20 protein-coding genes are annotated in these 23,124 nt (G+C 68.0%); 13 read left to right on the plus strand and 7 right to left on the minus strand.

The window, feature by feature from the left end; all coding sequences use genetic code 11:
* Window positions 1-13: 13 nt before the first annotated feature.
* Window positions 14-1,168: a bifunctional 2-methylcitrate synthase/citrate synthase gene (gene prpC, locus G582_RS0109150; protein ID WP_028839585.1), complete on the plus strand. Its 1,155-nt coding sequence runs from the start codon at window positions 14-16 to the stop codon at window positions 1,166-1,168.
* 67 nt (window positions 1,169-1,235) lie between these two features.
* On the opposite strand, the gene G582_RS0109155 is transcribed toward prpC, so the two are convergent.
* The 3 genes from G582_RS0109155 to G582_RS0109165 all read right to left on the minus strand — a co-directional run bounded on the left by G582_RS0109155 (window position 1,236) and on the right by G582_RS0109165 (window position 4,719).
* Window positions 1,236-1,847: a glutathione S-transferase family protein gene (locus G582_RS0109155; protein ID WP_028839586.1), complete on the minus strand. Its 612-nt coding sequence runs from the start codon at window positions 1,845-1,847 to the stop codon at window positions 1,236-1,238.
* A 94-nt stretch (window positions 1,848-1,941) separates the two neighbouring features.
* The gene (locus G582_RS0109160) at window positions 1,942-2,403 is read right to left on the minus strand and encodes a cell wall hydrolase (RefSeq protein WP_028839587.1); all 462 of its coding nucleotides are present in this window, start codon (window positions 2,401-2,403) and stop codon (window positions 1,942-1,944) included.
* Window positions 2,404-2,700: 297 nt separating this feature from the next.
* On the minus strand, window positions 2,701-4,719 hold the full coding sequence (locus G582_RS0109165; protein ID WP_028839588.1) for an NADPH-dependent 2,4-dienoyl-CoA reductase: 2,019 nt from the start codon (window positions 4,717-4,719) through the stop codon (window positions 2,701-2,703).
* 215 nt (window positions 4,720-4,934) lie between these two features.
* Between G582_RS0109165 and G582_RS0109170 the strand changes: the two genes are divergently transcribed.
* The 3 genes from G582_RS0109170 to G582_RS0109180 all read left to right on the plus strand — a co-directional run bounded on the left by G582_RS0109170 (window position 4,935) and on the right by G582_RS0109180 (window position 7,386).
* A complete protein-coding gene (locus G582_RS0109170; protein ID WP_028839589.1) occupies window positions 4,935-6,014 on the plus strand; it encodes an OmpA family protein in 1,080 nt (359 codons plus the stop codon).
* 148 nt (window positions 6,015-6,162) lie between these two features.
* Window positions 6,163-6,651 (plus strand): hypothetical protein, encoded by a 489-nt coding sequence (locus tag G582_RS0109175; protein ID WP_028839590.1) that lies wholly within the window; start codon window positions 6,163-6,165, stop codon window positions 6,649-6,651.
* Window positions 6,652-6,666: 15 nt separating this feature from the next.
* On the plus strand, window positions 6,667-7,386 hold the full coding sequence (locus tag G582_RS0109180) for a pseudouridine synthase (RefSeq protein ID WP_028839591.1): 720 nt from the start codon (window positions 6,667-6,669) through the stop codon (window positions 7,384-7,386).
* Window positions 7,387-7,389: 3 nt separating this feature from the next.
* On the opposite strand, the gene kbl is transcribed toward G582_RS0109180, so the two are convergent.
* Window positions 7,390-8,583 (minus strand): glycine C-acetyltransferase, encoded by a 1,194-nt coding sequence (gene kbl, locus G582_RS0109185; RefSeq protein ID WP_028839592.1) that lies wholly within the window; start codon window positions 8,581-8,583, stop codon window positions 7,390-7,392.
* 144 nt (window positions 8,584-8,727) lie between these two features.
* Window positions 8,728-9,750 carry an L-threonine 3-dehydrogenase gene (gene tdh, locus G582_RS0109190; protein ID WP_028839593.1) on the minus strand — a complete coding sequence of 341 codons (1,023 nt, stop codon included), beginning with the start codon at window positions 9,748-9,750 and terminating at the stop codon, window positions 8,728-8,730.
* 148 nt (window positions 9,751-9,898) lie between these two features.
* On the opposite strand from tdh, the gene G582_RS0109195 reads away from it, so the two are divergent.
* Both G582_RS0109195 and G582_RS0109200 read left to right on the plus strand, forming a co-directional pair.
* A complete protein-coding gene (locus G582_RS0109195) occupies window positions 9,899-12,049 on the plus strand; it encodes a S46 family peptidase (protein ID WP_028839594.1) in 2,151 nt (716 codons plus the stop codon).
* A gap of 46 nt (window positions 12,050-12,095) precedes the next feature.
* Window positions 12,096-14,267 carry a S46 family peptidase gene (locus G582_RS0109200; protein WP_038053608.1) on the plus strand — a complete coding sequence of 724 codons (2,172 nt, stop codon included), beginning with the start codon at window positions 12,096-12,098 and terminating at the stop codon, window positions 14,265-14,267.
* A gap of 60 nt (window positions 14,268-14,327) precedes the next feature.
* Here the strand turns inward: G582_RS0109200 and G582_RS0109205 are convergent, their stop codons facing one another.
* Window positions 14,328-14,723, minus strand: coding sequence for a DUF3224 domain-containing protein (locus G582_RS0109205; RefSeq protein WP_028839596.1), 396 nt, complete (start codon window positions 14,721-14,723; stop codon window positions 14,328-14,330).
* Window positions 14,724-14,827: 104 nt separating this feature from the next.
* Between G582_RS0109205 and G582_RS0109210 the strand changes: the two genes are divergently transcribed.
* The 6 genes from G582_RS0109210 (at window position 14,828) to G582_RS17245 (ending at window position 20,789) form a co-directional block, all read left to right on the plus strand.
* On the plus strand, window positions 14,828-15,478 hold the full coding sequence (locus tag G582_RS0109210; protein ID WP_028839597.1) for a histidine phosphatase family protein: 651 nt from the start codon (window positions 14,828-14,830) through the stop codon (window positions 15,476-15,478).
* 43 nt (window positions 15,479-15,521) lie between these two features.
* Complete coding sequence (gene folC / locus G582_RS0109215) at window positions 15,522-16,790, plus strand: bifunctional tetrahydrofolate synthase/dihydrofolate synthase (RefSeq protein WP_028839598.1); 1,269 nt, start codon at window positions 15,522-15,524, stop codon at window positions 16,788-16,790.
* Window positions 16,791-16,851: 61 nt separating this feature from the next.
* Window positions 16,852-17,796, plus strand: a complete 945-nt coding sequence (locus G582_RS0109220) for an SPOR domain-containing protein (RefSeq protein ID WP_028839599.1) — start codon at window positions 16,852-16,854, stop codon at window positions 17,794-17,796.
* 25 nt (window positions 17,797-17,821) lie between these two features.
* Window positions 17,822-19,291, plus strand: coding sequence for an amidophosphoribosyltransferase (purF, locus tag G582_RS0109225; RefSeq protein WP_028839600.1), 1,470 nt, complete (start codon window positions 17,822-17,824; stop codon window positions 19,289-19,291).
* A 175-nt stretch (window positions 19,292-19,466) separates the two neighbouring features.
* Complete coding sequence (locus G582_RS0109230; protein ID WP_028839601.1) at window positions 19,467-20,270, plus strand: ferritin-like domain-containing protein; 804 nt, start codon at window positions 19,467-19,469, stop codon at window positions 20,268-20,270.
* 63 nt (window positions 20,271-20,333) lie between these two features.
* Window positions 20,334-20,789: a COG3650 family protein gene (locus tag G582_RS17245; protein ID WP_051247076.1), complete on the plus strand. Its 456-nt coding sequence runs from the start codon at window positions 20,334-20,336 to the stop codon at window positions 20,787-20,789.
* A 4-nt stretch (window positions 20,790-20,793) separates the two neighbouring features.
* On the opposite strand, the gene lpxH is transcribed toward G582_RS17245, so the two are convergent.
* A complete protein-coding gene (gene lpxH / locus G582_RS0109240; protein WP_028839602.1) occupies window positions 20,794-21,516 on the minus strand; it encodes a UDP-2,3-diacylglucosamine diphosphatase in 723 nt (240 codons plus the stop codon).
* A gap of 129 nt (window positions 21,517-21,645) precedes the next feature.
* Here lpxH and gltX point away from each other — a divergent pair, with 129 nt between their 5' ends.
* Window positions 21,646-23,043 carry a glutamate--tRNA ligase gene (gltX, locus tag G582_RS0109245; protein ID WP_028839603.1) on the plus strand — a complete coding sequence of 466 codons (1,398 nt, stop codon included), beginning with the start codon at window positions 21,646-21,648 and terminating at the stop codon, window positions 23,041-23,043.
* The last annotated feature ends 81 nt before the right edge of the window (window positions 23,044-23,124 follow it).

The following is a 23,124-nucleotide window of genomic DNA, read 5'->3' on the forward strand; positions in this document are numbered from 1 at the left end:
GGAGGACACATCGATGAGCGAACAGACCGCAACCCCCGCGTTCAAGCCGAAGAAATCCGTCGCGCTGTCCGGCACCGCCGCCGGCAACACCGCGCTGTGCACCGTCGGCCGCAGCGGCAATGACCTGCACTACCGTGGCTACGACATCCTCGACCTCGCCACCACCAGTGAGTTCGAGGAGATCGCCCACCTGCTGGTGCATGGCAAGCTGCCGAACCGGGCCGAGCTGCGCGCCTACAAGGCCAAGCTGAAGGCGCTGCGCGGCATCCCGGCGGCGGTCAAGGCCGCGCTGGAGGAACTGCCCCCGTCGGTGCACCCGATGGACGTGATGCGCACCGGCGTGTCGGTACTGGGTTGCGTGTCGCCGGAGAAGGACGACCACAACCATCCCGGCGCGCGCGACATCGCTGACAAGCTGATGGCCAGCTTCGGCTCGATGTTGCTGTACTGGTACCACTACAGCCACAACGGCCGGGTCATCGACGTCGAGACCGATGACGATTCCATCGGCGGCCACTTCCTGCACCTGTTGCATGGCGAGCCGCCCTCGGAATCGTGGGTGCGCGCGATGCACACCTCGCTGATCCTGTACGCCGAGCACGAGTTCAATGCCAGCACCTTCACCTGCCGCGTCATCGCCGGCACCGGCAGCGACATGCATTCCTGCATCGCCGGCGGCATCGGTGCGCTGCGCGGGCCCAAGCACGGCGGCGCAAACGAGGTCGCGTTCGAGATCCAGAAGCGTTACGAGACGCCGGACGAGGCCGAGGCCGACATCAAGGCCCGCGTCGAACGCAAGGAAGTGGTGATCGGCTTCGGCCACCCGGTCTACACCGTGTCCGATCCGCGCAACAAGGTGATCAAGCAGGTCGCGAAGGAACTGTCCGAGGAGCAGGGCAACACGAAGATGTACGACATCGCCGAGCGCCTGGAGTCGGTGATGTGGGACATCAAGAAGATGTTCCCCAACCTCGACTGGTTCAGCGCGGTCAGCTATCACATGATGGGCGTGCCCACCGCGATGTTCACCCCGCTGTTCGTGCTGGCGCGCACCTCCGGCTGGAGCGCCCACGTGATCGAGCAGCGCATCGATGGCAAGATCATCCGCCCGTCGGCCAACTACACGGGTCCGGAAGACCGCAAGTTCGTGTCGATCGACCAGCGCTGAGACGGTTGCTGTTCACGAAAAAGGCCGCGTTTACACGCGGCCTTTTTTGTCGCCGGGTGGCGGCGGCTCAGAGCAGGCCTTCGGCCTTCATCGCCGCCTGCACGCCGGGGTCGGCGGCCATGCGTGCGTCGAAGCGGGCGAGGTTGTCCAGGCCGGACAGGTCAACGCCGGTCTTCTTCGCCCACTGCGTCACCACGAACAGGTAGGGATCGGCGATCGAGCGGCCGCCTGCCAGCCAGTCGCGGCCGGCCAGCTGTGCGTTCGCGCGCTCGAACAGGCTGCGTAGCTGGGTTCGCGCTGCGGCGTGGGACTTGTCGATCAGTGCCGGATCTTCGAGATACGCGGTGGCGCCGAACAGCGGCTTGAACGCCGGATGCAGGTCGGCATTGACGAAGGCCAGCCAGCGGTTGACCTCGGCGCGGCTTTCCGGGCTGCCATCGCCGCACAGACCAGCCTCGGGAAAGCGGTCGGTCAGGTAGTGCAGGATGGCCGAATTCTGGGTCAGCACCCAGTCGCCCACCTGCAGCGCGGGCACCGCGCCGGCGGGATTGATGGCGCGGAATTCCGGGGTGTTGCGCTGCTCGCGGGAGACGAGCTGCACTTCGAACGGCGCGCCGATCCACTGCAGGACGATGTGGTCGGTCAGCGAGCACGCGCCTGGCGAACTGTAGAGCTTCATTATGTGGCCTAGTCGGAGAAGGCCCACGACTATCCGCAATCCGAGCCTTCACGTCGATGCCGCTGCGCGCAACGCAGCGTGCCGCGCGTTTCGATCAGCCGCGCTTGGCCGGTCGCAGGCTCTGCACCTTATAGAAAGTGTGGTCGCCAATAGTCGCCACCTGGAAGGCGCTATTCCAGCTCGGGCTGGCGATGGCGTGGGCGGCGAAGTGGCTGGCGCCGGGGACCACCAGCTTGCGCTGGTCGCGCGGCAGCGCCCAGTTGCGTTCGGATTCCAGCGCCACGCCCACTGCCTCCGACCAGGCCTGGATATTGGACAGGCGGGTCTGCGGCGAGACGATGGTGGGGGCGAACTGCTTGCGTGCGGTCACCACCTGGCACAGGTTATGACCCCACAGGCCACTGTCGCGGCGGCGCAGTGCGACTTCCGCCACGGCCTGCTGGCCAAGGACGGACTGGTCGCGCGCTTCCAGGTAGACAGTGGTGGACAGGCACAGCGAATCTGCGGCCGGCTGCGGCAACACGTGCGACAGCCAGAGTATCCACGCCAGTTTCATGTCGGACTCCTTGCTCCGTTGCGGCGCAGGGCGGGCATCTCGCGGATGCTGCAGCCTGCGTCATGGCGTACTGGGGAGGGCGGCTGCTCTGATGGCGGCCTTTGCCCGGGCGCGCCGTCCCGTTATGGGTTCGGCCGGCGTGCCGGTGTACCTGACAATCACGCGAGTGGACGGTGGGTCAGGCCAAAAGTTGGCGCAAGGTAGGCGCCGGTTACACAACACAAGCTGAATGGGCGGGTACCGAAATTTGTTGACTTGTGTCGCAGTTCCAGGGTGGCCAAAGCACTTCGGGTGATCTCAGAGCGCCGCCGCCAGCCGGCTGCCTTCGTCGATCGCGCGCTTGGCATCCAGCTCGGCGGCGAGTTTTGCGCCGCCGATCAGATGGGGTTTGCGCCCGCGCGCCAGCAGTGCATCGAACAGCGTGCGGCGCGGCTCCTGCCCGGCGCAGACCACTACATGGTCGACCGGCAGGATCTGGCTGCTGCCATCCACCCGGATGTGCAGGCCGTGGTCGTCCACGCCCACGTACTCCACGCCACCCAGCATCTTGACCGCCTTGGCCTTGAGGGTGGCGCGATGGATCCAGCCGGTGGTCTTGCCCAGCCGGGCGCCCGGTTTGCCGGACGAGCGCTGCAGCAGCCAGATCTGCCGTGCCGGCGGTTCCGGATGCGGCTGCGCCAGCCCACCCGGCGCATTGAACGTCGGGTCCACGCCCCATTCGGCCATCCAGCGCGCCGGATCCAGCGTCGGCGAACCGCCGGCCTGGGCCAGGAACTCGGCCACATCGAAACCGATGCCGCCGGCGCCGATGATCGCCACCCTGCCGCCGACATCGACCCGGCCTTCCAGCACATCCAGATAGCTGATGACGCTGGCGTGGTCTGCGCCCGGGATATCCAGCCCGCGTGGAGTGACGCCGGTGGCAACCACCACTTCGTCGAACCCTTCCAGCGCATCCGCGTCCACGCGGGTGTTCAGGCGCAGGTCCACGCCGGTCTCTTCGATGCGGTGGCGGAAATAGCGCAGCGGTTCGTGGAATTCCTCCTTGCCCGGAATGCGCTTGGCCAGATTGAACTGGCCGCCGATCTCGCTGCCGCCATCGAACAGGGTCACCCGATGGCCGCGTCCGGCCGCCTCGGTGGCGCAGGCCAGGCCGGCGGGGCCTGCACCGACCACGGCGATGGTTTTCGGCGTGCTCGTCGGGGTGAAGTTCAACTCGGTCTCGGCGCAGGCGCGCGGATTGACCAGGCAGCTCGCGCGCTTGCTTTCGAACACGTGGTCCAGACAGGCCTGGTTGCAGGCGATGCAGGTGTTGATCGCATCGCTGCGGCCGGCGCGCGCCTTGTTCACCCACTGAGGATCGGCCAGCAGCGGGCGGGCCATCGACACCATGTCGGCGCTGCCCGCGGCCAACACCGCTTCGGCCACGTCCGGCATGTTGATGCGGTTGCTGGCAACCAGCGGCAGCGTTACATGAGGCTTCAGCTTGGCGGTCACCCCGGCGAAGGCGGCGCGCGGCACTGAAGTGGCGATGGTGGGGACGCGCGCCTCGTGCCAGCCGATGCCGCTGTTGATGATGGTGGCGCCGGCGGCTTCCACCGCCTTGGCCTGGGCGACGATGGCGTCCCAATCGTTGCCGCCTTCAACCAGGTCAAGCAGCGACAGCCGGTAGATGAGGATGAAGTCCGGCCCGCAGGCTTCGCGCACGCGCCGCACGATTTCGACGGCGAAGCGCATCCGCCTGGCGGCGTCTCCGCCCCAGCCATCGCTGCGGCGATTCACCCGCGGAGTGGTGAATTCGTTCAGCAGATAGCCTTCCGAACCCATGATCTCGACGCCGTCGTAGCCGGCCTCGCGCGCCAGCGCCGCGGCGGTGGCGAAATCGCGGATCTGGCGTTCGACGCCGCGCGCCGACAGCGCCCGCGGAGTGAACGGATTGATCGCCGACTTCAATCGCGATGGCGCCACCGACAACGGGTGATAGGCATAGCGGCCGGCGTGCAGCAGCTGCAGGCAAAGCTTGCCGTCATGGGCATGCACCGCGGAGGTCACCTGGCGGTGCCGGCGCAAGTGCCAGGGCAGGGACAGCCGTCCGGCGAACGGCTTGAGCCAGCCGACGATATTGGGTGCGAATCCGCCGGTCACCATCAGGCCGACGCCGCCCTGTGCGCGCTCGGCGAAATATGTCGCCAGTTTGGGAAAGTCGGCGGCGTGGTCTTCCAGCCCGGTATGCATCGAGCCCATCAGGACGCGGTTGCGCAGGGTGGTGAAGCCCAGGTCGAGCGGGGCCAGCAGATGCGGGTAGGAGGTCGTCATCGCCGCAGCATACCGTCAGGTATGGTCGGTTGCATGCGGGCGGGCAAGGCTGGCGCCGGCACACTCAACTTTGCAGGCATTTATGCGTTATGTTAGTGTTAACACGGCTTTCACGTGCCCGGCTGTAACGTGCGCCAAGCGCCGGAACTGCCGTCTGGAGCAAGCGCTTTAAAAATCTGCGTCACGGTTTCTTTCACTGAATCAAGGAGCTGAACATGAACAAGAAACTTCTCTGCGCCGCCCTTCTGGGTGGTCTGGGTCTGGCGCAGGCTGCGTCTGCCCAGGAGTTCGACGATCGCTGGTACGTTTCCGGTTCGACCGGTGTGAATTTCCAGGACTCGGATCGTGGCACTGAAGACGCGCTCTTCGGCACCATCGGCTTCGGCAAGTTCCTCACCCAGCGCTTCTCGCTGGAAACCGAGCTGAACTACCAGAACCCGGACAAGACCATCAACCCGAACCTGTGGTGGAGCCAGTACGGCGTCTCGCTGGACGGCCGTTACCACTTCCGCAACGCCGACTCCAAGTGGTGGCCCTACCTGCGCGGCGGCCTGGGCTGGCAGCGTCACGAGGAAGAGTTCGTGACCACCCTGCCGACCTCGCCGGCGGATCACAAGGATTCCAACCTGGCGGTCAACCTCGGCGCCGGCCTGCAGTTCGATTTCGGCCGCATGGATCTGCGCACCGAAATCGGCACCCGCGTCGACTTCGACGATCAGCAGGCCCGTCTGGGCGAGCAGCAGGATCAGTTCACCGACCTGCTGGCTTCGGTCGGCCTGACCATCGCGCTCGGCCCGGAGCCGGTTGCCGCGATTGCCCCGGCCCCGGCGCCGCAGCAGACCTGCGCCGACATGGATGACGACGGCGACGGCGTCAACAACTGTAACGACAAGTGCCCGGGTTCGCAGGCTGGCCAGACCATCGGTCCGGACGGCTGCCCGGTGCCGGTCTCGATCGACCTGAAGGGCGTGAACTTCGATTTCGACAAGTCGACCCTGCGCTCCGACGCAGTGGCGATCCTCAACGAGGCCGTCGAGATCCTGAAGCGCTATCCGGAGCTGAAGGTTGAAGTCGCCGGCCACACCGACCAGTGCGGTACCGACGCTTACAACCAGAGCCTGTCCGAGCGTCGCGCCAAGGCGGTCTATGACTACCTGACCAGCAACGGCGTGGACGCCGGCCGCATGACCGGTCCGACCGGCTACGGCGAGAGCCGTCCGCTGGAAGACAAGGGCCAGACCCTGCCGGGCTGCAAGAGCGAGACCAACCGCCGCACCGAGCTGAACAGCCTGTAATTCCGGCTGTCGTTCGCGAAGTATCGAAGCCCGGCCAAGTGCCGGGCTTCGTTTTTTTTGGGGCGCTGCGGTTGCATTCAATTGCGGTGCGGCGCAGCCAGCGCCTACACTGTCGCGGTCCGTCGGGGAGTCTGCTGCCATGTCGTCCATGTTTCGCACCTGTGTGCTTTCCTTGCTTGCGGTTCCAGGGTTGGCGCAGGCAGGCGGCGACGTGTGCGCAACCGGTGTCGTCTCGGCCGTGCCGGTTCGCCCGACCGTGATTTCCGCCGTCGCCACCGAGTTCGCTCCGGCGATCACCCAGCTGGGTGGTGCCAGCGGCGTGCTGGCGCAGTCGTTCGACGAGGCGCTTTCGGTGGACAACGTGCTGGCGCGGATCCGCGTCGATGGTTGCCGCGCAATGGCGAAGTCAGTAGCGCCGGGTGCCGCGGGCATCGACCCTGCCGCCTACAAGCCGCAGACCGCGTTCGACAACACGCCGTGGCGCTTCAACATGACCCAGAACGGCAAGCGCATGACTGCCGACGAGTTCGACGCGTGGATGAAGTCGCGTGGCGTGCGCGTGGTCGGGCGCAAGGACGCTGCGGAAGCCGCCGCGCCCGAGACGGCTCCGGCGGAGGAGAGCAAGGCGGCCAACTGACCGGCGCCGCTTCGCATGGGCGCGCGCCACGGACTGGCACGGGTGCTGTCCAAGCGCGGACTGTGCTCGCGCAGTCAGGCCGAACGGCTCATTCGCGACGGCCGCGTGCGTCTCGATGGGCGCGTCGTGCGCGATCCCGAGCATCCGACCGATGTGACCCAAGCCCGCATCGACATCGACGGCGCCGCGCTGGAACAGGCCGCGCCGCGCTACCTGATGCTCAACAAGCCGCGCGGGCTGGTCACCACGGCCAGCGATGAGCGCGGTCGCGACACGGTATACCGCTGCTTCGACGGCGCAGGCCTCGGCTGGATCGCCCCGGTCGGTCGCCTCGACAAGGCCAGCGAAGGCCTGCTGCTGTTCTCCAGCGATCCGCGCTGGGCGGCCGGCATCACCGATCCGGCGCGCGGCCCAGGCAAGACCTACCACGTGCAGGTGAACCGCATCCCCGATGCGACAACGCTGTCGGCGCTGCAGGCCGGCGCGGCGGTGGAAGGCGAATGGCTGCGCGCCGCGTCCGTCACCCTGCTGCGTGCCGGCGCGAAGCATGCCTGGCTGGAAATCACCCTGGACGAAGGCCGCAACCGCCAGATCCGGCGGCTGCTGGCGGCCTTCGACATCGGCGTGCTGCGGCTGCTGCGGGTGGCGATCGGGCCGCTGGCTCTGGGCGAACTGCCGAAGGGCCAATGGCGGGAGCTGACCGCGCAGGAAGTCGCCGCGCTGGGCGGCGGCTGATCCTCAGGCCTTCAGCACGCCCAATTCGTGACCGATGCGGATGAAGGCGTCGATGGCGCGATCGAGGTGTTCGCGGGTATGCGCCGCCGAGATCTGCGTGCGGATGCGCGCCTGCCCCTTCGGTACCACCGGGAAGAAGAAGCCGATCGCGTAGATGCCTTCCTCCAGCAGCCGCTCGGCGAAGCGCTGCGCCAGCGGCGCGTCGTACAGCATCACCGGCGAGATCGGATGCACGCCCGGCTTGATCTCGAAACCGGCGGCGGTCATGCGTTCGCGGAAATACGCGGTGTTGTCGCGCAGGCGCTCGCGCAGCTCGCCGGCGGAGGAGAGCATTTCGAACGCCTTGATGCCGGCCGCGACCACGTGCGGCGGCAGCGAATTGGAGAACAGGTACGGACGCGAGCGCTGGCGCAGCAGCTCGATCACTTCCTTTTTCGCGGTGGTGAAGCCGCCGAGCGCGCCGCCCATCGCCTTGCCGAGGGTGCCGGTAAAGATGTCGATCCGGTCCAGCACGCCCTTGACCTCGGCGCTGCCGCGGCCGGTCGCACCGAGGAAGCCGGTGGCATGGCATTCGTCGATATGCACCAGCGCGCCATACTGCTTCGCCAGCCGCGTGATCTCGTCCAGCCGCGCGATGAAGCCGTCCATCGAGAACACACCGTCGGTGGTGATCATGATGGTGCGCGCGCCGTCCGCCTTGGCCTGCTGCAGCTGCGTCTCGAGGTCGACCATGTCGCTGTTGGCGTAGCGGTAGCGCTTTGCCTTGCACAGGCGAACGCCGTCGATGATCGATGCGTGGTTGAGCGCGTCGGAGATGATTGCGTCGTTCTCGTCCAGCAGCGGCTCGAACAGCCCGCCGTTGGCGTCGAAGCAGGCGGCGTAGAGGATGGTGTCCTCGGTCCCGAAGAAGTCGGCGATGGTCCGTTCCAGCTGCTTGTGCAGGTCCTGGGTGCCGCAGATGAAGCGCACGCTGGCCATGCCGAAGCCGTGGGTGTCCAGCGCTTCCTTGGCGGCGGCGATCACGTCCGGGTGGTCGGCAAGCCCGAGGTAATTGTTGGCGCAGAAGTTCAGTACCCTGCGGCCGTCCGCCAGCTCGATCTCGGCCGACTGCGGCGAGGTGATGATCCGTTCGGACTTGAACAGCCCGGCGGCGCGGATTTCGTCGAGGGTGATTGCGTAGCGTTGGGTGAGCGACATCGGGGCTCCGGGATTTCGGTGGCAGGCGGATGCTGCCGGTGCGCGACCATCGGCGGCATGGACGCCGCCGATGAGCCTACATGTATGTATTCACGGCGTGTCGCGCACCGGCAGCGTCGGCCTGCCGCGCACGGAGATCAGCCATCAATTCCAGCTCAACACGACCTTGCCGGCCTTGCCCGCTTCCATTAGCTCGAAACCCTTCTGGAAATCCTCCACCGGCAGCTGGTGGGTCAGCACCTTGCCCAGCGGAAAGCCGGACAGCACCAGCTGGGTCATCTTGTACCAGGTCTCGTACATCTTGCGGCCGTAGATGCCCTGCACGGTGAGGCCCTTGAAGATGATCTTGTCCCAGTCGCAGCCTGCGCCCTTGGGCATGATGCCGAGCATCGCGATCTTGCCGCCGTGGTACATGCAGTCGAGCATGTCGTTGAAGGCGCGCGGGTTGCCGCTCATCTCCAGGCCCACGTCGAAGCCTTCCATGTGCAGGTCGGCCATCACGTCCTTCAGCGAGGTGTTGGCGACGTTGACCACGCGGGTGGCGCCCATGTCGGCGGCCAGCTTGAGGCGGTAGTCGTTGACGTCGGTGACCACCACGTTGCGTGCGCCGATGTGCTTGCAGATGCCCGCGGCAATGATGCCGATCGGGCCGGCGCCGGTGATCAGCACGTCTTCGCCGATCACGTCGAACTCCAGCGCGCAGTGCGCGGCGTTGCCGTAGGGGTCGAAGAACGCGGCCAATTCCGAGGGGATCTGGTCGGGGATCGGCCACAGGTTGCTGGCTGGCATGGTCATGTATTCGGCGAAGGCGCCGTTGCGGTTGACGCCAATGCCCACGGTGTTGGGGCACAAGTGTGGGCGGCCGCCACGACAGTTGCGACAGTGGCCGCAGACGATGTGGCCTTCGGCGCTGACGCGCTGGCCGACCTCATAGCCGGTGACCGCCGAGCCCAGCTGGGCGATGCGGCCGACGAATTCGTGGCCGATGGTCAGTCCCGGCTGGATGGTGCGCTGGCTCCAGTCGTCCCACAGGTAGATGTGCAGGTCGGTCCCGCAGATCGCGGTCTTTTCCAGCTTGATCAGGACCTCGTTCGGGCCCGGCACCGGCACCGGCACCTGCTCCATCCAGATGCCCTTGGCAGCGTCGCGCTTGACCAGCGCCCGCATCGTGTTCGCTTGCGTCATGTCCATGACCGGTCGGGATAAGACGGTCATTTTACCGCCGTTCCCGCCGCCGGCCGGGGCCTGACCAAGGTCACGGGTCGGCGCGGGGCGGGGATGGTCTAATACGGGTTTGCCGTTCCGGAGCCCAGACATGCGCAAACGCACCCTGACCGCCGCCTTGGCGATGACCGTCGCCGGCGGCATGGCCCATGCCGATGAAGGCATGTGGATGCCCTCGCAACTGCCCCAGCTGGCCGCCCAGCTGCAGGCCGCCGGCTTCAAGGGCGATCCCGCCGGGCTGGCCGACGTGACCAAACCGCCGCTGGCCGCGGTGGTGTCGCTGGGCGGCTGCACCGCCAGCTTCGTGTCGCCGGAAGGCCTGGTGGTGACCAACCACCATTGCGCCCTGGGCGCGATCCAGCTCAACTCCACGCCCGAGAAGAATCTCATCCAGGACGGCTTCATCGCCGCCACCCGCGCTGATGAAGTGTCGGCCGGCCCCGCCTCGCGGATCTGGGTGACGGTGGGTTTCGACAAGATCAGCGATCGCATCCTTGCGGATGCGAAGGGCAAGACCGGACGCGCCTATTACGATGCCGTCGATGCCGCGAGGAAGAACGCCGTGGCGCAGTGCGAGGCGGATGCCGGCCACCGCTGCAGCGTCGCCGACATGTACTACGGCAGCGACTTCTACCTGATCAAACAGCTGGAACTGAAGGACATCCGCCTGGTCTACGCGCCGCCGCGCGCGATCGGCAACTACGGCGACGAGATCGACAACTTCATGTGGCCGCGCCACACCGGCGACTTCACCTTCTACCGCGCCTATGTCGGCAAGGACGGCAAGCCGGCCGGGTACAGCAAGGACAACGTGCCCTATGCGCCGCCGGCACACCTCACGGTGTCCACCGCGCCGGTGAAGGCGGGGGATTTCGCGATGGTGGCGGGCTATCCGGGTCGCACCTTCCGGCATCGCACCGCATCGGAGTTCGCCGGCCAGATCGACTGGTTGCTGCCGGCCCGGGTGGCGATGTACGACGGCTTGATCGACACCGTGGAGCGCGCCAGTGCCGGCAACAAGGCCAAGCAGGTGCTGTACGCATCCAGCGTGGCCGGCTACAAGAACACCCTCAAGCGCGCGCAGGGCGAGCTGGAAGGCCTGCGCCGCAGCGACGCGGTGCGCGTGCGCCGCGAGGACGAGGCAGCGATGCTGGCCTGGTTGGGCAAGCAGCCCGGGGCGAAGGCGAAGCTGGCCGGCATCCGCGCGATGCAGGCGGAGCTGGATGCCGACGACGCCAACCGCGAACGCGATTTCATCCTCCCGTTCCTGCGTCCCGGCCTGCTGGGCGCGGCCAGCCAGCTGCAGCGCCTGGCGCTGGAGCGCGGTAAGCCGGATGCGCAGCGCGAGAGCGGCTACCAGCAGCGCGACGAGGCGCTGATCGAGGGCGGCCTGAAGCAGCTGCAGCGCCGCTATGACCCGGAGGTGGAAAAGGCGTCCCTGCGTTACGCGCTGAAGCGCTACTTCGCGCTGCCGACCGGGCAGCGCGTGGCCGAGTTCGACGCCGTGTTCGGTGCCAACGAAGCCGAAGCCGCGGAGCGGCTGGATGCGCTGTACGCCGGCACGAAGTTGGGCGACGAGGCCACGCGCCTGGCCGCGCTGAAGCTGGATGCCGCCGCATTGGCGGCATCGGACGACGCACTGCTCAAGGCTGCCGCCACCCTGCAGCCCGCGCTGCTGCGGCTGGAGGCCGAGTCAAAGCAGCGGGCCGGCGAACTGCTGCGCCTGCGTCCGGCCTACATGCAGGCGCTGATCGCCTACCGCAATTCGCAGGGCAGGGCGGTCTATCCGGACGCCAACTCCACCCTGCGCATCAGCTACGGCAAGGTTAGCCCGCTGTCGCCGCGCGACGGCATGGACTACCGCCCGCTGACCACGGTGGCCGGCATCGTCGAGAAGAACACCGGCGTCGAGCCGTTCGATGCGCCCAAGCCGCTGCTGGACGCCATCGCCAAGGGCGATTTCGGCAGCACCGCCGATCCGGAGCTGAAGACCCAGACGGTCGATTTCATGACCAACCTGGACACCACCGGCGGCAATTCGGGTTCGCCGGTGCTGGACGCGCAGGGCAAGCTGATCGGTCTGAACTTCGATTCCAACTGGGAGGCGGTCAGCGCCAGCTGGATGTTCGACCCGCGCTACAAGCGCGCGATCCATGTCGACATGCGCTACCTGCGCTGGCTGCTGGCCAAGGTCTACCCGGCGCCGCAGCTGCTGCAGGAAATGAACCTGCCGGCCGAATGAGCCAGACGATGCACGCTCAACCGATGCAACCACCGAGGACACAATGATGCGCAAGACCCTCCTCGCCGCCGGCATCGCCGCGGCCACTGCCAGCTTCGCCACCGCCGTGCATGCCGACGAAGGCATGTGGGTGCCGCAGCAGCTGCCCGAAATCGCCGGCCCGCTGAAGAAGGCCGGCCTCAAGCTGGACCCGAAGCAGCTGGCCAACCTCACCGGCGACCCGATGGGCGCGGTGGTGTCGCTGGGCGGCTGCACCGCCAGCTTCGTCTCCCCGCAGGGCCTGGTGGCGACCAACCACCACTGCGCCTACGGCGCGATCCAGCTGAACTCCACCGCCGAGAAGAACCTGATCCGCGACGGTTTCAACCCGGCCACCCCGGCCGATGAAGTGTCGGCAGGCCCGAACGCGCGCATCTACGTGCTGGAGGACATCACCGACGTCACCGCCGACGCCAAGGCGGCGATGGCGGCGGCGGGCAGCGACCCGGTCGCGCGCGCCGACGCCCTGGAAGCCTTCGAGAAGAAGACCACCAGCGCCTGCGAAGCCGATGCCGGCTATCGCTGCCGCGTCTACAGTTTCATGGGCGGCAACACCTGGCGCCTGTTCAAGAACCTCGAGATCAAGGACGTGCGCCTGGCCTATGCACCGCCGGCCAGCGTCGGCAAGTTCGGTGGCGACATCGACAACTGGATGTGGCCGCGCCACACCGGCGACTTCGCGTTCTACCGCGCCTACGTGGGCAAGGACGGCAAGCCGGCGGCCTTCGGCAAGGACAACGTGCCGTTCCAGCCCAAGCACTGGCTGAAGATCGCCGACAAGCCGCTGGGCGCGGGCGACTTCGTGATGGTGGCCGGGTATCCGGGCCGCACCGACCGCTACGCGCTGGCCGCCGAGTTCGAGAACACCCAGCAGTGGCGCTATCCGGCCATCTCCAAGGCGTACAAGGACCAGATCGCGCTGGTCGAAGCGGCCGGCAAGAACGATGCCGACATCGCGGTGAAGTACGCCGCCACCATGGCCGGCTGGAACAACACCAGCAAGAACTTCGATGGCCAGCTGGAGGGCTTCGCCCGCAATGGCGTGCTGGGCTTCAAGCGCAGCGAGGAGGCGGCGGTGCTGGGCTGGCTGCAGGCGCAGGGGGAGGCCGGCAAGCCGGCGCTGGCCGCGCATGCCACGCTGGTGAAGCTGGTGGAGGACGCCAAGCTGACCCAGGAGCGCGACCTGGTGCTGGGCAGCTTCAACCGCAGCGGCGTGCTGGGCACGGCGGTCAACCTGTACCGCCTCGCCATCGAGAAGCAGAAGCCCGATGCGGAGCGCGAGTCCGGCTACCAGCAGCGCGACCTGCCGGTGATCGAGGGTGGGCTGAAGCAGATGGAGCGCCGCTACGTGCCGGCGATGGATCGCCAGTTGCAGCAGTACTGGCTGGACCGCTACGTCGCACTGCCGGCGGCGCAGCACGTTGCCGCGGTGGATGGCTGGCTGGGCGGCAGCAACAAGGCCGCCGCCGACAAGGCGCTGGCGCGCCTGGACGGCAGCAAGCTGGCCAGCCTGGACGAGCGGCTGAAGTGGTTGAACGCGGACAAGGCGGCGTTCGAAGCCAGCACCGATCCGGCTATCCAGTATGCGGTGGCGGTGATGCCCACCCTGATGGAGATGGAGAAGAAGTCGAAGGCGGTGTACGGCACCGCGCTGCAGGCGCGCCCGCTGTACCTGCAGGCGATGGCCGACTACAAGAAGAGCAAGGGCGAGGCGGTCTATCCGGACGCCAACTCCTCGCTGCGGATCACCTTCGGCACCGTCAAGGGTTACACCAAGCTGGACGGCAGCGTGCAGCAGCCGTTCACCCTGCTGGAGCAGGTGGCGGCGAAGGAAACCGGGGCCGAGCCGTTCGACAACCCGAAGGCGCTGCTCGATGCGGTCGCCGCCAAGCGTTACGGCGGCCTTGCCGACAAGCGCCTGGGCACGGTGCCGGTGAACTTCCTGTCCGACCTCGACATCACCGGCGGCAACTCCGGTTCGCCGGTGCTGGACGCGCAGGGCAAGCTGGTCGGCCTGGCCTTCGACGGCATCCAGGAAGCCGTGGCCAGCAACTGGGTGTTCGAGCCGGTGATGACCCGCATGATCTCGGTGGACCAGCGCTACATGCGCTGGATCATGCAGGAGGTCATGCCGGCGCCGCAGCTGCTGAAGGAGCTGGGCGTCGCGCCGAAGAAGTAAGCGCCTCCAGTCGGAACTGGAAACGCCGGCCTCGCGCCGGCGTTTTCCTTTGCGCGATCCTCACGCGTCGCGGAAGTCGTAATCGAACGTGTAGTAATGCTTGCCATCGGTGATGTCGATGCCGATGCGCCCGTGCAGGCCTTCCAGCTCGCCGGTGCCGGAGTCGGGGATCACGGTGACGTCCAGCGACGGCTTGCCGCGATCCATGGTGCCGTTGTGCTGGACGAAGAAGCCGCCGCGGCGGCCGTCCAGGGTGCCCTCGATGCGCTCGATCGCCACGTAGGCGCCGGAGCCCTGCACGGGCGACATCAGCGCCAGCATGTGGACCACGCTGGAGGCCTCCAGCCCGCCGCGGAAACGCTTGTCGAAGCGCGAATGGCCGATGGTCGCGCCCTCGCCGATCTCCAGCTCTTCCTGCGGGATGCGCGTGACTTCGAACTCGCCTTTGGCCTGCATGTCCCGGACTCCTGTCTGCGGAAACCCAAGCCTACCGCGCCCGGTGTAAACCGCGCGCAACCTTGCTAGGATTGTGCGCTGCACAATCGCTGAGCGCGCCGCGCATGAAGATCCTGCTTGCCCGCCACGGCGAAACCCCGTGGAACGCCGAAGGCCGCTATCAGGGCCAGGTGGACATTCCCCTTTCCGACCTGGGCATCGCCCAAGCGACGGCCTTGGGCGAACGCCTGATGTCATTGCGCATCGACCGCGCCGTGGCCTCGCCGCTGGCGCGCGCCACCCGCACCGCGCAGCTGGCGCTGGGCGTTGCGCGCGCGTCGCGGCTGGGCTTCGACGATGGCTTCCTTGAAATCGCCCACGGCGAATGGGAAGGCCTGCTGGCCAGCGAGATCGCCGAGCGTGATCCAGAACGCCTGCGCGCCTGGCGCGAGGCGCCGGACACCGTGCTGATGCCGGGCGCCGGCGGCGAATCGCTGCAGATGGTGCTGGATCGCGCCTGGGTTGCACTGGCGCGGGCCTGCGAAGGGTTGGGCGCCGAGGACACCCTGCTGGTGGTCGCCCACGATGCGGTCAACCGGGTACTGCTGGCGCGCATCCTTGGCCTGCCGCTGACCAAGCTGTGGAGCTTCCGCCAGGCGCCGACCACGCTGAACCTGCTCGAAGGCCCGGACGTGGATTCGCTGGAAGTGGTGCGCCTGAACGACTGCGCCCACCACACGCCGTTCTTCGGCGAGGCCAAGCACCGCGCGCTGTAAGCGCAGCCCGGCTGGCGCGTCGGCGCTCTTCTACAATATCGCCATGTCACGCACGCTTCCCGACTGGCTGGCCTTCATCGAGCGCCAGCACCCGCACGCCATCGCCATGGGCCTGGAGCGCGTGCGCGAAGTCGCCGCGCGGATGGGTCTGGGCAAGCCGGCTCCCCATGTCGTCACGGTGGCCGGCACCAACGGCAAGGGCTCGACGGTGGCATTCGTGGAGGCGATCGCACGCGCGCAGGGCTTGCGCGTCGGCGCTTACACCTCCCCGCATCTGCTGCGCTACAACGAGCGCGTGCGCATCGACGGCCACGACGTCGGCGACGCCGCACTGGTCGAGGGCTTCGAGGCGGTCGAGGCCGCGCGCGGCGACACCCCGCTGACCTATTTCGAGTACGGCACGCTGTGCGCGCTGTGGCTGTTCGCGCGCGCCGGGCTGGACCTGGCGGTGCTGGAAGTGGGGCTGGGCGGGCGTCTGGACGCGGTCAACATCGTCGATGCCGACGCCGCCATCGTCACCACGGTGGGTCTGGATCACCAGGACTGGTTGGGCGGCGACATCGAGGCGATCGGCTTCGAGAAGGCCGGCATCGCGCGCGGTTTCAAGCCGCTGGTGCTGGGCGACGACGACCCGCCGGCCAGCGTGCTGCGCCACGCCTACGCCATCGGCGCGCCGGCCTGGCGGATCGCCAACGACTTCTTCGCCGAGCCGGTCGATGCCGGGCACTGGCGCTGGCGCGAGGTCGGTTACGAAATCGTGCTGCCGCTGCCGATGCAGGCGCAGGGCGCGCCGGCGCAGCTGCGCAACGCCGCCTGTGCGATCGCCGCGCTGCGTGCGCTCGACCTGCCGTTGGAGGAGGAGGCCCTGGCGCGCGGCGTGGCCGATGCCGCGGTCGCGGGGCGGCTGCAGCGGTTCGAGCGTGATGGCGTGGAAATCGTCGTCGACGTGGGCCATAACCCGCAGGCTGCCGCCGCGCTGGCCGACTGGCTGCACAGCCAGCCAAAGCGGCGCACCGTGGCCGTCTACGCGGCGCTCGCCGACAAGGACGCCGCCGGCGTGGTGGCCGCATTGGCCGATGAAGTGGATGGCTGGCTGCTGGCCGGCTCGCTGGACGCCGGCCCGCGCGGCAGCGATGCGGCGACGCTGGCGCAGCGACTGGCGGGCACGGCCGCTGCTGCGGGCTGCCACGCCGACGTGGCGGGCGCGCTGACGGCAGCGCTGGCGCGGGCGGCGCCCGACGGCCGGGTGCTGGCGTTCGGCTCGTTCCACGCCGCCGCGGAAGCGCTGCGCTACCTGAACGCCGCGGACTGACCGCCGCCGGCATGCCGGTATAATCCGTCCTCCCACCGCGCCCTGGCCTCACGGAATGCCGATGGATACGTCGCTGAAACAGCGCCTGGTCGGCGCCGCCGTGCTGGTCGCGCTGGCCGTCATCTTCCTGCCGCTGCTGGTCAAGGGGCCCGCGCCTGACAGTGGCGTCTCCGATGTGTCGCTGCGCGTGCCGCCGGAACCGAAGGCGCCCGACGGCACCGTGACCCAGGACCTGCCGCTGGTGGCCCCCGCGGCTGCACCCACGGGAGGTGTTTCCGGCATGCCGGACGCGATGCCCGCCGCTCCCGAGGCGCCTGCGGCGGACGCGGCACCGTTGGCAGCGGTCGCGGCCGGCGATTTTGCGGTCAGCTTCGGCAGCTACGCCAGCTCGACCGATGCGGACAAGGTGATTGCTGCGCTGACTGCTGCCGGCCTGCCGGGCTATCGCGAAGCGGTGGCGCTGGGTGATCGCCAGGCCCAGCGCGTGCGCATCGGGCCGTTCGCCGACCGCACCACCGCCGAATCGGCGCGCCTGCGCGCCGGCCAGGTGCGCAGCGACGTGGATGCCAAGGTGCTGGCGCTGGATGCCGCCGCGACTGCAACTCCCCCCGCGCCCGTCGCGCCGGCGGTGACCAAGCCGGCACCGGCGGAACCGAAGATCGAAACCAAGCCGCTGGCCAAGGCCGAGCCGGTCAAGACCGAACCAGTCAAGGCCGCCACCGCGCCAGCAGCCAAGCCCGAGCCGCCGCCGGCGAAGCCGGCCAACACCGCCGGCACCGGTTTCGTGGTGCAGATCGGCGCGTTCTCCTCGGCACCGGACGCGTTGGCCCAGCGCGACGCCCTGCGCAAGGCCGGTTTCAATGCGTTCACCGATTCCGTGCCCGGTCCGAACGGCACCCTCACCCGGGTGCGGGTGGGCCCGGTGATGACCCGCGCCGAAGCCGATGCGCTGAAGGCCAAACTCAAGGCCGCAGGCAAGGACGGCATGGTCCGTCCGCATCCCTGAGCCAAACCAACAGGAAGTCCCAAGCATGTGCGGCATCGTGGGTATCGTCGGCCACAGCGAAGTGGCCGGGTTGTTGTATGACGGGCTGACCATGCTCCAGCACCGCGGCCAGGACGCGGCCGGCATCGCCACCGTGCACGGCTCGCATCTGCGCGTGCACAAGGGCAACGGCCTGGTGCGCGACGTGTTCGACGCCAAGTCGATGGCGCTGCTGGAAGGCCAGGTCGGCATCGCCCACTGCCGCTACCCGACCGCGGGCAGCGAAGGCAGCGACGAGGCGCAGCCGTTCTACGTCAACTCGCCGTTCGGCATCGCGCTGGCGCACAACGGCAACCTGACCAATGCCGATGCGCTGCGCCGCGAGGTGTTCGAACAGGACCGCCGCAACGTCAACACCGGCTCAGATTCGGAAGTGCTGCTGAATGTGTTCGCGCACGAGCTGGACACCCAGCACGCGCTGACGCCGGACGCGGTGTTCGCCGCGCTGGAAGGCGTGAACCGGCGCGTGAAGGGCGGCTACGCCGTGGTCTGCACGGTGCTGGGTCTGGGTCTGGTGGCATTCCGCGACCCGCACGGCATTCGCCCGCTGGTGCTGGGCAAGCGCAGCGGCGCCGCCGGCGATGAATTCATCGTTGCCTCGGAGTCGGTGGCGCTGGACGTGCTGGGCTTCGAGCGCGTGCGCGACGTCGCCCCGGGCGAGGGCATCATCATCAGCAACGGCGGCGAGCTGTTCGCGCGCCAGTGCGCACCCGCCGCGCCGCACGCCACCTGCATCTTCGAGTACGTGTATTTCGCCCGGCCCGACTCGATGATGGAGGAAATCTCGGTGCACAAGGCGCGCATGCGCATGGGCGTGACGCTGGGCGAGAAGATCCTGCGCGAGCGGCCGGACCACGACATCGACGTGGTCATCCCGATCCCCGACACCAGCCGCGATTCCGCGCTGGAGATCGCCAACACGCTGGGCGTGAAGTACCGCGAAGGCTTCATCAAGAATCGCTACGTCGGCCGCACCTTCATCATGCCGGGGCAGGGCGAACGGGCGAAGTCGGTCAAGCGCAAGCTCAACCCGATCCCGCTGGAATTCCGCAACCGCGTGGTGCTGCTGGTGGACGATTCCATCGTGCGCGGCACCACCAGCCAGCAGATCGTGCAGATGGCGCGCGATGCCGGCGCAAAGAAAGTCTACCTGGCCTCGGCGGCGCCGCCGGTCCGCCACCCCAACGTGTACGGCATCGACATGCCGTCGCGCGAGGAGCTGGTGGCGCACGGCCGCAGCGAGAAGGAAATCGAACAGTTGCTGGGCTGCGACTGGCTGATCTACCAGGACCTGGCCGACCTGGAGACCGCGGTGGCCGGGCCCAAGTTCCCCGGCCGCAAGTTCGACAGCTCCTGCTTCAACGGTGAGTACGTGACCGGCATTGATGCCGATTATTTCGAGCGCATCCAGCAGCAGCGCTCGGACGAGGCGAAGAAGAAGCGGAGAGCCGGCTGACGGCCCACGGGATTTTAGGGGGCATGTGTGTTGCGAGCCCTGACACGCACCGGCCCGAGGAGTGCGGGCTCCAGGCAGGCGCGCGGCGGGCGATGCGTTTCAAGTCGCTCCCCGATACTCGCTTGGTTGAAACGCATCGCCCGCCGCGCGCCATCGCGACTCTCTCGTTGTCGATATGAAAGACCTGATTTCCGCCGCCCGCGCCTGCCTTGATGCCGCCACGCCCGACGACAAGCCGGCGCTGACGCTGGCGATGGCCGCGGCGTTCGCGCGCGGCGAGCTGGTGGTCGATGGCGACGCGCCGCCACCCGAGCCGATCCGCATGCCGGGCCGGCCCGATCGGCCAAGGCTGGTGCATCCGCGCGACCTGCCGCGCCGCGGGTTCGGTACGGACGAAGGGCGCGCTGCCTTCATTCACGCCGTTGCCCACATCGAGTTCAATGCGATGGACCTGGCTTGGGACGCGGTGTACCGCTTCCGCGACATGCCCGCCGCGTTCTACGCCGACTGGGTGGCGGTGGCGAACGACGAGGCGCGCCACTTCAACCTGCTGCGCGCGCGACTGCGCGAGCTGGGCCACGACTACGGCGATTTCGACGCCCACAACGGCCTGTGGGAAATGGCGGAAAAGACGGCACACGATGGGATGGCGCGGATGGCGCTGGTGCCGCGGGTGCTGGAGGCGCGCGGGCTGGACGTTACCCCCGGCATGATCGTGAAGCTGCGCGCGCTGGGCGATGAGGCCACCGCCGGCATCCTCGAGATCATCCTGCGCGAGGAAGTGGGCCACGTTGCCGCCGGCAGCCGCTGGTACCGCTGGCACTGCGAGCGCGCCGGCATCGAGCCGCGCGCGCGCTTCCGCGAACTGTTGCGCGAATACGCCAGCGGCGTGCTGCACAAGCCGTTCAATGCCGAGGCGCGACTGCAGGCGGGGTTCGATCCGGAAGAGCTGGAAAGCCTGCTGGCCGAGGCGGACTGAGCCCCGATGCCGCGCCGTGGCGACGGTTGCGGCACACTGGCTACCCGTCTCCGGAAGCCCGCCATGAAGCTCTCCATTGCCGTCCTGTCGCTGCTGCTGGCGGCATGCAGCGCGCCGCAGTCGTCCGACTCCACGCCTGCATCGGGTACCAGCGCCGCCGGCCCTGTTTCGGCTACCCCGGAGGCGGTGGCGATGGGAAAGCGGGCGCCAGGCGATGTGGCTCCGCCGCTGCAGGTGTTCCGCGTGTTCGGCAACGAGCCGTTCTGGAACGCCAGTATCGAGGGCGACAGGCTGACCTACAGCACCCCGGACGATCCCGCCGGCCTGGTGTTGCAGGGGCGGCGTCGCGCCATCCCGGGTGGGGTGGAAATCGCGGGCAGCCATGACGGCCGCTCATTCTTGCTGACGGTCATCGAGGATGAGTGCAACGACGGCATGTCCGGCAACAACTACGCGCTGGCGGCGAGGTTCCGCTTCGGCGACATCGACTTCGGCGGTTGCGGCGAAGCGGCGAAGTGACGTGCTACAGGCGGGCGAGATCGCATCCGTCCGCACTGACGCGCAACACCGAGCCCTGTTCGTACCAGTCGCCCAGCACGATGCGGCTGCGGCCTTCGCCTTCGTCGTGGAACGCCGGGCGATGGGTGTGGCCATGGATCATGCGCTGCACGCCATGGCGCGCGAACCACTCCTGCACCGTGGTCGGTGCCACGTCGCCGATGGTTTCCGCCATGCCTTTCGCCACCAGCTCGCCGTAGCGCGCCTGGCTGGCCGCGCGCGCCTGCGCGGCGAACGCCAGCCGCCCCGCCAGCGGCTGCGCCAGGAATTGCGCCTGCCACTGCGGGCTGCGCGTCTGCGCGCGGAACTGCTGGTAGGCGGTGTCGTCGGTGCACAGCAGGTCGCCGTGCAGCAACAGGGTGGGGGTGCCGTACAGATCGACCACCGTGGGGTCGTCGAGCAGGGTCATGCCGCAGCGCGCGGCGTAGGCCTCGCCCAGCAGGAAGTCGCGGTTGCCGCGGATGAAGTACGCCGGCACGCCGGCATCGGCGAGTGCGCGCAGCCTGTCCGCCACCAACGCGCCGGCTTCGGATGGATCGTCGTCGCCGACCCAGGCCTCGAACAGGTCGCCGAGGATGTACAGGGCATCGGCGCCACGTGCTTCGCCATCGAGGAAGCTGCCGAACAGCGCGGTGATGTCCGGGCGCGCCGGGTCGAGGTGCAGGTCGGAGACGAAGAGTGTGGTCATGCGGAAATTGTAAGTCCCGGCAGCAGGAGGCGTTTGCGCGGGGGCACAACCCCACCCCAACCCTCCTCTTCAAGGAAGGGGAGGGAGGACAAGCTAAAATGCACGATTCCGCTCTATTGCCCTGTCCCCATGACCGTCCGCACCCGCTTCGCCCCTTCTCCCACCGGCTACCTGCACATCGGCGGCGCGCGCACCGCGCTGTATTGCTGGCTGGAAGCGCGCCGCAAGGGCGGGCAGTTCGTTCTGCGCATCGAGGACACCGACCGCGAGCGCAGCACGCAGGCGGCCATCGACGCCATCCTGCAGGCGATGGAATGGCTGGGCCTGGATTACGACGAAGGCCCGATCTACCAGACCCATCGCCTGGATCGTTACAAGGAAGTCGCCGAACAGCTGGTCGCGTCCGGCCACGCCTACTACGCCTACGAGTCGAAGGAAGAGCTCGAGGCGATGCGCGAAGCGCTGATCGCCGCGAACGAGAAGCCGCGCTACAACGGCGCCTATCGCGATGCCAACGCCGGCTGGCGCGACGATCCCAACCGGGTGATCCGCTTCCGCAATCCGCACGACGGCGTGGTGGCCTGGGACGACAAGGTCAAGGGCCGCATCGAGATCGCCAACAGCGAACTCGACGACCTGGTGATCTTCCGCAGCGATGGCTACGCCACCTACAACTTCGCGGTGGTGGTGGACGACATCGACATGCGCATCACCGACGTGGTGCGCGGCGACGACCACGTCAACAACACGCCGCGCCAGATCAACATCTACAAGGCGCTGGGTGCACCGGTGCCGCACTTCGCGCACCTGCCGATGATCCTCGACGAGCAGGGCGCCAAGCTGTCCAAGCGCACCGGTGCCGCCGATGTCATGCAGTACCGCGACGCCGGCTACCTGCCGCACGCGCTGCTGAACTACCTGGTGCGGCTGGGCTGGTCGCACGGCGACCAGGAAGTGTTTTCCGTTGCGGAAATGCAGTCGCTGTTCGACCTCGCCGACGTCAACGCCAAGGCGGCGCGGTTGGACATGGCCAAGCTGGGCTGGCTCAACCAGCAGTACCTGAAAACCGACGCTCCCGATGCCGTGGCCAAGCACCTCGTCTGGCACCTGGAACAGGCCGGCTACGATCTGGCGAAGGGTCCGAAGCCGGCCGACCTCGTGGTGGCGCTGCGCGAGCGCGCGCAGACCTTGAAGGAAATGGCGGAGAAATCGGCGGTCTGGTTCGGTTCGCTGACCGTCTACGACGAAGCGTCGGTGGCCAAGCATCTCAAGGAAGCCGCGCGTGAACCGCTGGCGCAGATGCGGGCGCGGCTTGCCGAACTGGTCGACTGGTCGCCCGATCCGATTCACGATGTCGTGAAGGCGGTGTCGGAGGCACTTGGCATCGGCATGGGCAAGATCGCGCAGCCGCTGCGGGTGGCCATCACCGGCACCCAGGTCAGCCCGGATATCGGCTGGACGGTCTATCTGTGCGGGCGCGACGAAGCGCTGGCTCGGATCGATGCGGCCATCGCGCGGATTGGCTGAACGGCGCTGACCGCCGCGCTGGCGCGCGCGGTTGAAGCGGGGTCGACGGCCGCGGCTTGAGCTGGGCCATTGCAGCCCGCA

Origin of the sequence: Thermomonas fusca DSM 15424 (assembly GCF_000423885.1) — a bacterium.
Classification (GTDB): domain Bacteria; phylum Pseudomonadota; class Gammaproteobacteria; order Xanthomonadales; family Xanthomonadaceae; genus Thermomonas; species Thermomonas fusca.